Raw genomic sequence first — 12,057 nt, forward strand, 5'->3', positions numbered from 1 at the left:
TTACTCACAATAATACGTGCCTTCATCATGCGCCACAACCGATCTCTTGTGTATGCACAGTGCAGACCTGGTAGCGCATCTGGAGGCGATCGCCCCCCCGGGACTTGCAGAGGAGTATGACGACGGCCGGATCGGGCTCATTGTCGAGGGAAAAGAGGATATCGAAACCGTCTGCTGCGCCCTCGATGCCACCCCGTCTGTTGCGCGTGAGGCGTCCCGGCGGGGGGCGGATCTGCTCGTCGTCCATCACACCCCGATATGGGAGGGTGTGACGGCGATCCGGGGTGGTCTTGCGGCGACGCTCACCCCCCTCCTCCAGACCGGCACCGCTCTCTATGTCATGCACACCAACTTCGACCGTGCTCCGGGTGGTGTCAATGACACGCTGGCCGCTCTCCTGGGCCTCACCGACCGATGTCCGATGACGATGGGATGCGTGGGGCGCTGCACCCGCACCCTCGACGAGATGGCGGCGGCGATCGGGGGGAATGTGCGGGTCTGGGGTGAGTGCGGGGATCCGGAGCGGATCGGCATCGTGGCGGGGAGCGGTTTCGATCCCGCCCTGATCGCTGAAGCAGCGGCGCTCGGGGCCGACGCCTTCCTCTCATCGGAGTTGAAGCATCATGTTGCAAGGACGGCGCCCATCCCCTGCATCGAGTCCACGCACTATGCACTCGAGGCTCCGGCGATGCAGGCACTCTCCCGGCGTGAGGGATGGGACTATATCGAGGACATGCCGCCTCTCCGCACCATCCCATGAGCGACATCCCCCCCATGATCGACACTGAAGGTCTCTCACCGGCGGTTCGCCAGCAGATCCTCCGCTGCCACCGTGCGCGCGGTGAGAAGGCCCTGAAGGCCGTTGATGCCGGAAAAATCCGGAAATATCTGGATTTTTATGTCGTCACCGGTCAGACGGGTGAGTATGTTGTCGAAGAGGACTTCTGCACCTGCTCCCATTTCACCTACCGCGGACGGTGCTGCTGGCATATCCTGGCCGCAGAGATCGCGGCACGGACCGGGCTCTATGAGTGCCGGGACGAATGGTATGTCGACCGCCTGAAGAATGAGAAATGGGCACGACAAACAATATAATGAACAATTCCGAATAATAGAGTTATAAGACGTGGTTTTGAATGCTCGAAGAAGAGTATCAGCTTGAATATTTTAAAACTCATGGCCTGGAACGCAAGATCTGCACCCAGTGCGGATCTGCATTCTGGACCAGGGATCCGTCCAGAGAGACCTGCGGGGATGCACCCTGCGAGCCGTACTCCTTTATTGCAGATCCGGTCTTTGCCCCGCATTCCCTGGATGAGATGAGGGAGGCATTTCTTTCGTTTTTCGAGCGGCACGGCCACACCCGGATAGAGCGCTATCCCGTCGCCGCCCGATGGCGGGATGACATCTACCTGACCATTGCCTCGATCGCCGATTTCCAGCCCTTTGTGACGAGCGGACTTGTGCCGCCGCCCGCCAACCCCCTGACCATCTCGCAGCCGTGTATCCGGCTCAACGACCTCGACTCGGTCGGACGGTCGGGGCGGCATCTCACCCTCTTCGAGATGATGGCCCACCATGCCTTCAACTCGCCGAGCGAGGACATCTACTGGAAGGACCGGACGGTCGAACTCTGTGATGAATTCCTCTCCTCCCTCGGTGCAGACCTCAAAAGGATCACCTACAAGGAGCATCCATGGATGGGCGGCGGAAATGCGGGTCCGTCGGTCGAGGTGCTCATCGGTGGTCTGGAGGTGGCGACGCTCGTCTTCATGAGCATGACCAGAGAGCCCAACGACGAGGAACCGGTGGAACTCGACGGCGTCCTCTATTATCCGATGAAGATGCGGATCGTCGACACCGGCTATGGTCTGGAACGTCTCACCTGGGCTTCGAAGGGATCCCCGACGGTCTATGACGCCGTATTCCCGGAGATGGTCAGTCACCTGATGCACTCGGCAGGCCTTGAGCACCTCCTGGACAGCAAAGAGTTCACGAAGATCCTGGGGCTTAACGCAAAGTTTGCCGGGCTCATGGACATCCACGGCAAGAACCTCTTCCATCTCAGGAAGAAGGTGGCCGCCGCCATCGATGTCCCGCAGGAGAAGCTCGACAAGATGATCACCCCGATCGAGAAGATCTATGCGATCGCCGATCACACGCGCTGCCTTGCCTATATGCTCGGCGACTGTGTCGTCCCCTCGAATGTGCGGGAGGGGTATCTCGCCCGTCTCGTGCTCAGGCGGACCCTGCGGATGATGGCCGAACTCGATCTCGAGGACAGTCTTGCCGATCTTGTTGAGATGCAGATGCGGATCGTCGGTCCGTCTGCATTTGAGCAGAGCATCACGGTGGTGCGCGAGATCCTGGACCGCGAGGTGGAGAAATATGCGGCGACCCTTGCACGCGGCTCCCGGATCGTCCAGCGGATCGCCCGGAGTTACAAGAAAAAGGCCGAGCGCATTCCCCTCCAGGAGGTTGTCACCCTCTATGATTCGCACGGCATCCCCCCCGAGCTGGTGAAGGAGATCGCCGGTCAGGAAGGGGCGGTCGTCGAGATCCCGGACAATTTCTACTCCCAGATCGCCGACATCCACTCTGAAAATCATGTTGAAACAGCTGAGGACCCGCTCGCCCGCTATCGGGAGCGTATCGGCGGCCTCCCTGCGACCAAAAAGCTCTTTTATGATCAGCCTGTCGATTTCGAATTCGAGGCGATGGTCATCGATTACTTCGACGGGTATGCGGTCCTGGACCAGACCCTCTTCTATCCTGAGGGCGGCGGACAACCCTCAGATACCGGGACGCTGGTGACCACCGAGAGCATGGTGCGGGTAGAGGACACGATCAAACTCGGGGAGGTGATCCTCCACCGGATCAAGGGCGGCAGTCTCAAACGCGGCGACCGGGTGAAGGGGATCGTCGATGAAGAGCGTCGCCGCTCACTGATGCGCCACCACACCGCCACGCACCTTATTCTGCGTGCGGCACAGCAGGTGCTCGGCGCCCACATCCACCAGGCCGGTGCGCAGAAGGGGAGCGAGACATCGCGCCTTGATATCAGGCACTTCAAGCACATCACGCAGGAAGAACTGAACCGGATCGAGATCCTGGCGAACGGTATGGTGATGGAGAACACACCGATCTATATCAGCATCGAGGACCGGACAAAGGCCGAGCAGAAGTACGGTTTCTGCCTCTACCAGGGCGGTGTGCCTCCGGGCAGACAGATCCGGGTCGTCCAGGTGGCCGGCGATATCGAGGCCTGCGCCGGCACCCACTGCCGGTCCACCGGCGAAGTCGGTCCGATCGCCATCCTCCGGGTGGAGCATATTCAGGACGGCATCGAACGCCTGGAGTTTTCCGCCGGTGTGGCGGCAGTGACCTCCGTGCAGAACCTCCGGGATATCATCGGCCGTTCGGCTGAGGTGCTCTCGGTGCAGCAGGAGAACCTGCCCGCAAGCGTCAACCGTTTCTTCACCGAGTGGAAGGAGCAGCGCAAGGAGATCGAGCGCCTCCAGCAGAAACTGGTAGACCTTGAGGTGAAAAACCTGGTCGCAGAGGATGTCGGCGGTGTCGGCGTGGTGATCCGGGAGGTGGACCTGCCGCCGCAGGAGCTCGTCGCCCTTGCAACAAAGATCTCGGCGAACGGCGATGTGGCGCTGCTCGCGGGCGGTGCGGAGCGCGTCCATGCCGTGGTCGCCTCGCCGCTCCCAGAACTGAATGCCGCAGAGATCATCAGGGAGGTCTGTGCAGCCCTCGGTGGTAAGGGAGGCGGTAAACCGCAGCTTGCCCAGGGCGGCGGGCCGGAAACCGGAAAAATCACAGAAGCGCTTGGCGTGGGGCGGGCGCTCATCGAATCAAAACTGAATGGCTGACGAGATCGTGGTGTTGGAGCCCGGCGATGAACGGGCACAGCGGATCGCAAAGGCGATGTCGAGTCAGACGGCAAACGACATCCTTGCGGCCCTGCGGGATGGTCCCCTGAGCGCGGCCGAGATTGCCGACCGTCTCTCCATCCCCCTCACCACCCTCAAATATCATGTCGAGAACCTTGCTGACGCCGGCATCATCGAGGTCGTCAGGACGCGCTGGAGCGCGAAAGGGCGCGAAGTCAAGGTCTACGGGATCACCGGGCGCCTCCTGATCGTCGCCCCGGCGACGAAGGACATCAGATCGATCCTCCTGAAGTATGCCTCTCTCTTCGGCATCATCCTGTTTGCAAGCGTCGTGATTGCGGCAATCATGCCGCTCTTTGGCGCCCCGCCCCCCACAGGCGGGGAGGAATCCCGCCTGATGGCCTTCGACAACAAGGCTCTGGGCGCCCCCCAGTCCGCCGCCGTCCCGCAGACGGTCAACGATCTTGTCATCGCCTTCTTCCTGGGCGGCAGCAGCGTGATCCTGCTGCTGATGATCTATGAGGTCTATCTCTATTTCACCTATTACCGCCGGCGGCGGATGAAAAACTGAAGATTTTTTGCTGGAAAAATGATATCTGGGAACGCCGGCGACTGCCCCCCCCCCCGGGGAAAAATGAATAAAGATCCCCGGGGGGTTTTGGATCCCGTTTTTCAGACCAGATCGATGAAGTTCTTCAGGAGGTGCAGCCCCACCGCCCCGCTCTTCTCCGGGTGGAACTGGACCCCGTAGACCGATCCGTTCCGCACCGACGAGGCGAAGGGACAGATGTACTCGGTCGTGGTCATCGTGTATTCGGGGGCGGCGGAGGCATAGTAGGAATGGACGAAATAGACGTACGACCCGTCGGGGATCCCCTCAAAGAGGGGTTCGTCCTCCCTGATTGAGAGGGTGTTCCAGCCCATATGCGGCACCTTCATGCCGGGCAGGCGCGGGAAACGGCGTACGTCTCCCGGCACAAGCCCGAGTCCTGCCTGCAGGCCCCCCTCGTCAGAGGTCTCCATCAGCATCTGCATCCCGAGGCAGATGCCGATCACCGGCACGCCGTCGTGCACCGCCGCCCTGATGCTCTCCCCGAGCGGTCCGAGCATCTCCATGCCGTCCCTGAATGCCCCGACGCCCGGCAGGACCAGACTCTCGGCGGCGGCGATCTCCTGGAGGTCCCGTGAGATCACGGCGCTGGCACCGGCCTTTTCGAGGCCGCGCTGGACACTCCTCAGGTTCCCGAGGCCGTAATCAATTATAACTGTCGTCTTCATCTGTTCCAGACTCCCTGCGTCTCCACCCGTCCCCATCGATCCATTCGGGGGGCAGTCCGTTCTGCTCCTGCCACGACCGCAGACGCCCCTCCCACTCCGCCCAGAGCGACGGGTAGGTCTCTTTGATCCGTTTCAGCACCGCGCGGTCGCTGGACGGGCACATAAAGCATCCGATCCGGTCCAGCCCCTGCTCGTAGAGGACGTTGTAGGGGACCCCCTCTCTGAAGATGCTGAGCCAGACATGGAGCGCGGTCCAGTGCTGGATCGGTGCGGCCGAGACCTGGCTTTTCACCACCCGGTTCCGCCAGATGCGCGGGCTGTTCTTCCTCGATAGGGACTCGTACTTCCGCTGCCCGATAAATGAGAGCGATTCGCCCCACCGCTCCCTGATGATCCTCCCGACGGGCTCGAGTTTCGCCACCCGGCAGCACCAGCGGGCGTTCACGGCGGGGGGTCCCTCCCTGCTGAAATGCTCCCAGAATTCGTCTTTTGTCTCGGCCCGCACCACCTCCAGCCCGTAGTGCTCTGCAACGGCCCGGACGTTCTCCTCGGTCTCCGGGAACTCAAGACCCGTATCCGCATACAGGATGGGGACCGGGCCGAGCGCCCTGTGGACGAGGAGCAGGGTTGCAAGGCTGTCCTTTCCGCCGGAATAGGAGACGTTCACCGGGAAACCGGGATGACTCTCCCGCACCTTATGGATAAAATCGATCGAGGCTCCTTCATAGGTGTCAAGGATCTGTGTATTGGCCCGCACGGCGTCGTCCCATGAGGCTGGGCCCGGCACCGCATCGGATGCGGTGTTTTTGCGTGTCCTGACGATCTGGCCGCGCTCCATCTCCCGCGCAGCGGCGGCGTCCACCTTTGCGCGACCGACGCCGATGCACCCGCCGGTCCGGTCCAGTATGAAGACCTCATCGCCGGCACGCACCCAGTCGTCGATCGCCACCAGTCCGGGTGCAAGCAGGCTTTTGCCGGTGCGGATCGAATCCACCGCCCCGTCGTCGGCAATCACATAGCGCTTGTTCGGGCGGAGATAGCGCGCCGCCGACGGTCGGGGGAGGGGATCCCACCGCTCCAGATCCGGCAGATAGCGGATCGCCGCCACGACTGATCCGCCCAGGATGATCTCCTCCATCCGGTCCGGATCCGGCACCTTGTTCATGAGAGCGCAGTGCCCTTCCGGGATGAGGGGGGCGCCAAAATGCTCTTCAAAGATGGCGTTCACAAGGTCGATGTCGGCACGAAAGGCGGGCCTCGCATCCCCGGGGGGGGTGATCGCCACCGGGCGCGTCTTCGCCCCGCAGGCGCATTCGCCGCCGAGAACCGGCGTATGGCAGGAATCGCACCAGTTCAACTGGATCTTCCCGAGGTATGATGGACGCATTCCATAGAGTATGGGCGCTGCAGGGTAAAAAGACAGGGATTATCCCCCATTCGGTGGTGAGGGGGCGGCGCGCACCGCTCCCTTCTACGCCTGCTGCCGGCGGAATCATCATGATCAAACATGGAGAATCCGGGTAAGGGCCCCATTTTCAGGCAGATCTGGATGATAGTTAAAATTTCTGACCGAAATTGAAAAATACACTGAATTGAAGGGCAATAGCGATCCGGTTTCGTATGGTTAATAAACCCCGAAAACCACTGGTAACATGAGGGATTTTGGGTGAATGATCTGTTATTCCTGATACTCTTCCCGTGTATCATTGCATTCATCCTGTTATTGCTATCGAATAACCGGATACGACATGCAATCGTCGCACTCTCCGCAGTGATCATCTCTGTGGCATCTGTCTGGCTCCTTGCCACCTCGTATGCACGGGGGGCGGTCTATTATGCCGTCCCCTTTGAGCCCACGGCTCAGGTGATGTTCGCCATCGAGATGGGTATCGCACTCCTGCTTCTGTACCTCGGATTCAGGTTCAAACAATATCTCGCTGTTCTGCTTGTCCTTGTGCAATCGGCGATGATGCTGGTGTACGAGTTCACCATGTCGCATGGGATGGAACCGGTCAACAACCTCTTCTGTGACCAGTTCTCCATCATCATGGCCCTGATCATCGGGATCATCGGGAGCCTCATCGCCCTGTATGCGACACGGTATATGGACACCTACCACGGTCATCATCCCGAGGTGCGTGACCGGCGGCGGTTCTTCTTCTTCGTCACCTTTGTCTTCCTTGCAGCGATGTTCGGGCTCGTCTTCTCGAACAATCTCTCATGGATCTTCTTCTTCTGGGAGATCACGACACTGGCATCCTTCCTGCTCATCGGCTACTCCGAGAGTGAGGAAGCCACGAACAATGCCTTCCTGGCGCTGAAGATGAACCTCCTCGGCGGCATCGCCTTTGCGGGTGCAATTATCTATCTCGCATCGGTTGATCCCTCCGGCGGTCTCCTCCAGCTTGACACCCTCATTACCTCCGGTCAGGCGGCGGCGATTGTACCGGCGGTGCTGATCGCCTTTGCGGGCCTGACCAAATCGGCGCAGATGCCCTTCTCCTCATGGCTTGTGGGGGCGATGGTGGCACCGACACCTGTCTCTGCCCTGCTCCACTCCAGCACCATGGTCAAGGCCGGTGTCTACATCATCGTGCGTTTTTCCCCGGTGTTCCTGGGCTCTCTTGCTGGTCTGGCCATTGGATTCGTCGGCGCCGTGACCTTCCTTGTGGCCTCGGCCATCGCCATTTCGCAGAGCAATGCCAAGAAGGTGCTCGCCTACTCGACCATCGCCAACCTCGGGCTCATCGTTGCATGCGCCAGCGTCGGGACGCCCCAGCTGGTCTGGGCCGCCATCATGCTCATCATCTTCCATGCCGTCGCCAAGTCCCTTCTCTTCCTCTGTGTCGGAACGGTCGAGCACCGCACCGGCAGCAGGGACATCGAGGACATGGACGGGCTGATTGTCCGTCTGCCGCGTATCGCCGTGATGATGTTCATCGGCATGGCCGGCATGTTCCTCGCACCCTTCGGCATGCTGATCTCCAAGTGGGCGGCGATCGAGGGGTTCATCAACACGCCCTTTGGTCTGGTCTTCGTCACCATCCTGGCCTTCGGTGGTGCGTTGACGGTCTTTTTCTGGACAAAATGGATGGGTAAGATCATCGCCGTCACCCCCTTCGGGGAAAGCCTCGAGAGCACCATTTCCAGGCAGAAATGGGTCGTCCTCTCATGTCTGACGGCCCTGACCGTGATTGCCGCCCTGTTCTTCCCGCTGATCTCAGGGGCGCTCATCGAGCCCTATCTCCTCGATGTCTTCGGGGCGACGGCGCGGCTTGCCCAGGACAACATCATCATCATGGCCCTGATGATCTCCCTTCTGCTGGTGCTGCCGTTTTCCCTGCTCTTCTATGCAAAGGACGGCAAACGGATGCCGGCATATATGGGCGGGCGTGAGGTGACGCCCGACCTGCATTTCACCGGTTCGGCCGGGATTGAACGGATAATGACCACGCGGAACTACTATTTCGCCGATCTCTTCGGCGAGAAGAAGATGCTCAGGGTAGGGGATCCGCTCTGCATCCTCTTGATCCTGCTTGCTGTAGCGATCCTTGCGGGGGCGATACTATGATGTCCATTCTGAACGCCCTGGTCTACCTGATCCTGGCACCCGTTCTCGGCGGTCTGGTCGCCGGGATCGACCGGAAGATCACCGCCCGCATGCAGGGCCGGGTCGGTCCGCCCATCCTGCAGCCCTTCTATGATGTGGCAAAGCTCTTCGAGAAGGAGGATGTGACGGTCACGCCCTCGCAGAACTACTACATCCTCTCGTACCTCGTGTTCATGGCGGTGACGGGCGCCCTCTTCTTTGCCGGAGGGGACATGCTGCTCGTGATCTTCGCCTTCACCCTGGCACATGTCTTCATCGTGCTCGGGGCCTATGCCGCCTACTCCCCCTACAGTTATCTGGGGGCGGAGCGCGAGCTGATCGCCCTGATGGCCTATGAACCGATGATCATCCTCACGGCGGTGGGGCTGTACCTGGTCACCGGGAGTTTCTATGTGAGCGATATCGCTGCATCGACGGTGCCGGTGATCCTCTACCTCCCAGGTGTCTTCCTGGGATTCCTGACGGTGCTGACCATCAAACTGAGAAAGTCGCCCTTCGACATCTCGACCTCGCACCATGCCCACCAGGAGCTGGTGAAGGGGTTGACCACCGAGTTCTCGGGTGCGACGCTCGGCAAGATCGAGATCGCCCACTGGTACGAGACCGTGGTGATGCTGGGGATCGTTTACCTGTTCTTCGGGTTCAATCCGCTGCTGGCGATCATCGTCATCGCGCTCGTCTATCTCCTGGAGATCTTCATCGACAACACCTTCTCCAGGATGAAGTGGGAGATGACCATGAAGAGCGGGTGGGGAGCTGCCGCAATCCTCGGGTTCCTTAACCTGGCAGTTCTGTACTACTTCTATCTGGGGGTGTGAGAGCATGGCATATCTGAAGAAATCACCGTGGCTGCTGCATTATGATGCATCCAGCTGCAATGGCTGCGACATTGAGGTGCTCGCATGCCTCACCCCGCTCTACGATGTGGAGCGCTTCGGCATCATCAACACCGGCAATCCGAAGCATGCCGACGTGCTGGTGATCACCGGTGGGATCAACGAGCTGAACCGGCAGGTGGTCAGGAACATCTATAACCAGATGCCTGAACCGCGGGTGGTCGTGGCGGTCGGCATATGCGCCTCCTCGGGCGGCGTGTTCAGGGAATGCTACAATATCGCAGGGGGCGTCGACCAGGTGATACCGGTCGATGTCTATGTGCCGGGGTGCGCGGCGCGGCCCGAGTCGATCATCGACGGGATCGTGCAGGCGCTCGGCATCCTTGAGGAAAAACGAACGAAGATGAAAGAACAGGAGGCACAGAGATGATACCAAAAGAGCAGCCCCTGAGCATCTGCACCCTCGACGATTTGCAGGCGCAGGTGCAGTCATACTATGACCGGGGCTACCGTCTCGTCCAGATGAGCTGCACGAAGGTTGACGAGGGCTTTGAGATCAGCTACTGTTTCGATCTCGACTGGCAGTTCGAGACTATCAGGATCATCATCCCGCCCGGCACCGTCGTCCCGAGCATATCAGGGATCTATGGGGGTGCGTTCATCTATGAGAACGAGATGCACGACTTCTTCGGTGTGGAGGTCAGCGGCATGAATATCGACTATAACGGGAACCTGCTGAAAACGGCGGTGAAGTATCCGTTCAGCAATGTCACCTTCAAGGGGGTGGAGAAATGTCAAAAGAAATAGTCGTGCCCTTCGGCCCCCAGCACCCGGTGCTCCCCGAACCGATCCACCTGGACCTGGTCATCGAGGACGAGAAGGTCAAGGAGGCCCTGCCGTCCATCGGCTATATCCACCGCGGCCTCGAGACCCTGGTCGAGAAGCGGGAGTATCCGGAATACGTCTATATCGCCGAGCGGATCTGCGGGATCTGCAGCTTCATCCACGGTTCGACCTACTGCCAGGGTGTCGAGGCGGTGATGAACGTCGAGATCCCGGAGCGGGCGGAGTTTCTGCGGGTGATCTGGTCGGAATACTCCAGGATGCACTCCCACCTGCTCTGGCTCGGGCTCTTCGCCGATGGTATGGGCTTTGAGAATCTGTTCATGGACGCCTGGCGTCTCCGGGAGTTTATCCTGGACGAACTCGAGGCGACGACCGGCGGGCGCGTCATTCAGGGCACCGCCAAGGTCGGCGGCGTGAGGCGCGATATCGATTCCGAGAAACTGGACAATATGGCCGCCGGGCTGGAGGGGATCCGGGGCGAGTTCTCGGCGATGGCCGATGTCTTCCTCAACGACTCCTCGGTGAAGTCCCGTCTCTGTGGTGTGGGGATGCTCTCGAAGGAGGATGCCTACGAACTCGGCGCCGTCGGACCGGTGATCCGGGGGAGCGGCGTGGCCTCGGACGTGCGCATGGACGGGTATGCCGCCTACGACCGCCTCCATTTCAAGCCAGTGGTCGAGGAGAGTTGCGACTGTTATGCCCGCTGTGCGGTGCGGGTGAAGGAGCTCTTCACCTCGATCGACCTGGTGAAGGAGGCGGTGCAGAAGATTCCGGACGGCCCCATAGAGGTAAAGGTGACCGGGAAACCGGACGGGGAGTATTTCGCCCGCGCCGAACAGCCGCGCGGCGAGGTGGTCCACTATGTGAAGGGGAACGGCACCCGCAACCTCGCCCGCCACCGGGTGCGCACACCCACGATAACGAACATCCCGCCGATGGTGAAGATGCTGGAGGGCTGTGACCTCGCTGATGTGCCGGTGATCGTGCTCTCGATCGACCCCTGCATCGGCTGCTGTGAGAGGTGATCTGAGGATGGCATACTTTGAGATGGCAAAGACGGTGGTGAAATCGGTCATCCGCGGACCGGCGACCATCCGCTACCCTGCGGAACCCGCAAAGAAGACCCCGATCTCCCGCGGGCATGTGACAATCGACCCCTCCCGCTGCATCTCCTGCGGGATGTGCATGCGCAAGTGCCCGGCGGACGCCATCTGCGTCGTCCGCGAGGAGAAGACCTGGGAGATCGACCGTCTCCGCTGTCATGTCTGCAACTGCTGCGTGGAGGTCTGCCCGGTCCACTGCCTGACGATGGAGACCGAATACACCCCGGCCGTCACCGTCCACGAGGGGCGCGAGCTGGTGCATATCACCTATGTGAAGCCCGAACGTCCCCCAAAGAAAGAAGAGTCGTCCTGATCCGATCCTCTCCCTTTTTTTAACGTTTTCTGCATTGCGGTCTTCTGGAGCTGACCGACCATCTGCTGGCTATTGAAATAATCAGTAGTTTGGAGAGGCATCGCTCTCCCTCCGGTCATCCTTCATTTCGATGGGGTGGACCGGCAGGGGCGCCTCCCTCCTCTTTTCCCGG

12 protein-coding genes are annotated in these 12,057 nt (G+C 60.4%); 10 read left to right on the forward strand and 2 right to left on the reverse strand.

Features of this window, described 5'->3' with window-relative positions:
* The first annotated feature begins 52 nt into the window (after window positions 1–52).
* From CUJ86_RS05355 to CUJ86_RS05370, 4 genes are read left to right on the forward strand one after another with little or no spacing between them, the layout of a single operon-like run.
* A complete protein-coding gene (locus CUJ86_RS05355; protein WP_130646529.1) occupies window positions 53–760 on the forward strand; it encodes a Nif3-like dinuclear metal center hexameric protein in 708 nt (235 codons plus the stop codon).
* Window positions 757–1,095, forward strand: a complete 339-nt coding sequence (locus tag CUJ86_RS05360) for an SWIM zinc finger family protein (protein WP_130646530.1) — start codon at window positions 757–759, stop codon at window positions 1,093–1,095. The genes CUJ86_RS05355 and CUJ86_RS05360 overlap by 4 nt, the downstream gene beginning before the upstream one ends.
* A 41-nt stretch (window positions 1,096–1,136) precedes the next feature.
* The gene (gene alaS / locus CUJ86_RS05365) at window positions 1,137–3,878 is read left to right on the forward strand and encodes an alanine--tRNA ligase (protein ID WP_130646531.1); all 2,742 of its coding nucleotides are present in this window, start codon (window positions 1,137–1,139) and stop codon (window positions 3,876–3,878) included.
* Window positions 3,871–4,470 carry an ArsR/SmtB family transcription factor gene (locus CUJ86_RS05370; RefSeq protein WP_130646532.1) on the forward strand — a complete coding sequence of 200 codons (600 nt, stop codon included), beginning with the start codon at window positions 3,871–3,873 and terminating at the stop codon, window positions 4,468–4,470. The genes alaS and CUJ86_RS05370 overlap by 8 nt, the downstream gene beginning before the upstream one ends.
* Window positions 4,471–4,571: 101 nt before the next feature.
* Here the strand turns inward: CUJ86_RS05370 and hisH are convergent, their stop codons facing one another.
* Both hisH and CUJ86_RS05380 read right to left on the reverse strand, forming a co-directional pair.
* Window positions 4,572–5,177 (reverse strand): imidazole glycerol phosphate synthase subunit HisH, encoded by a 606-nt coding sequence (hisH, locus tag CUJ86_RS05375; RefSeq protein WP_130646533.1) that lies wholly within the window; start codon window positions 5,175–5,177, stop codon window positions 4,572–4,574.
* Entirely contained in the window at window positions 5,155–6,564 is a 1,410-nt protein-coding gene (locus tag CUJ86_RS05380) for a phosphoadenosine phosphosulfate reductase domain-containing protein (RefSeq protein WP_130646534.1), read from the reverse strand. The genes hisH and CUJ86_RS05380 overlap by 23 nt, the downstream gene beginning before the upstream one ends.
* Window positions 6,565–6,960: 396 nt before the next feature.
* On the opposite strand from CUJ86_RS05380, the gene CUJ86_RS05385 reads away from it, so the two are divergent.
* From CUJ86_RS05385 to CUJ86_RS05410, 6 genes are read left to right on the forward strand one after another with little or no spacing between them, the layout of a single operon-like run.
* Window positions 6,961–8,748 carry an NADH-quinone oxidoreductase subunit 5 family protein gene (locus CUJ86_RS05385; RefSeq protein ID WP_328590949.1) on the forward strand — a complete coding sequence of 596 codons (1,788 nt, stop codon included), beginning with the start codon at window positions 6,961–6,963 and terminating at the stop codon, window positions 8,746–8,748.
* The gene (locus CUJ86_RS05390) at window positions 8,745–9,605 is read left to right on the forward strand and encodes a respiratory chain complex I subunit 1 family protein (protein WP_130646536.1); all 861 of its coding nucleotides are present in this window, start codon (window positions 8,745–8,747) and stop codon (window positions 9,603–9,605) included. Before CUJ86_RS05385 ends, CUJ86_RS05390 begins: the two co-directional genes overlap by 4 nt.
* A gap of 4 nt (window positions 9,606–9,609) precedes the next feature.
* The gene (locus tag CUJ86_RS05395) at window positions 9,610–10,053 is read left to right on the forward strand and encodes an NADH-quinone oxidoreductase subunit B family protein (protein ID WP_130646537.1); all 444 of its coding nucleotides are present in this window, start codon (window positions 9,610–9,612) and stop codon (window positions 10,051–10,053) included.
* Window positions 10,050–10,430: an NADH-quinone oxidoreductase subunit C gene (locus CUJ86_RS05400; RefSeq protein ID WP_130646538.1), complete on the forward strand. Its 381-nt coding sequence runs from the start codon at window positions 10,050–10,052 to the stop codon at window positions 10,428–10,430. The genes CUJ86_RS05395 and CUJ86_RS05400 overlap by 4 nt, the downstream gene beginning before the upstream one ends.
* A complete protein-coding gene (locus tag CUJ86_RS05405; RefSeq protein WP_130646539.1) occupies window positions 10,415–11,494 on the forward strand; it encodes a hydrogenase large subunit in 1,080 nt (359 codons plus the stop codon). The genes CUJ86_RS05400 and CUJ86_RS05405 overlap by 16 nt, the downstream gene beginning before the upstream one ends.
* Window positions 11,495–11,501: 7 nt before the next feature.
* The gene (locus CUJ86_RS05410; RefSeq protein ID WP_130646540.1) at window positions 11,502–11,885 is read left to right on the forward strand and encodes a 4Fe-4S binding protein; all 384 of its coding nucleotides are present in this window, start codon (window positions 11,502–11,504) and stop codon (window positions 11,883–11,885) included.
* Window positions 11,886–12,057 lie beyond the last annotated feature (172 nt).

The organism is Methanofollis fontis (assembly GCF_004297185.1).
Classification (GTDB): Archaea; Halobacteriota; Methanomicrobia; order Methanomicrobiales; family Methanofollaceae; genus Methanofollis; species Methanofollis fontis.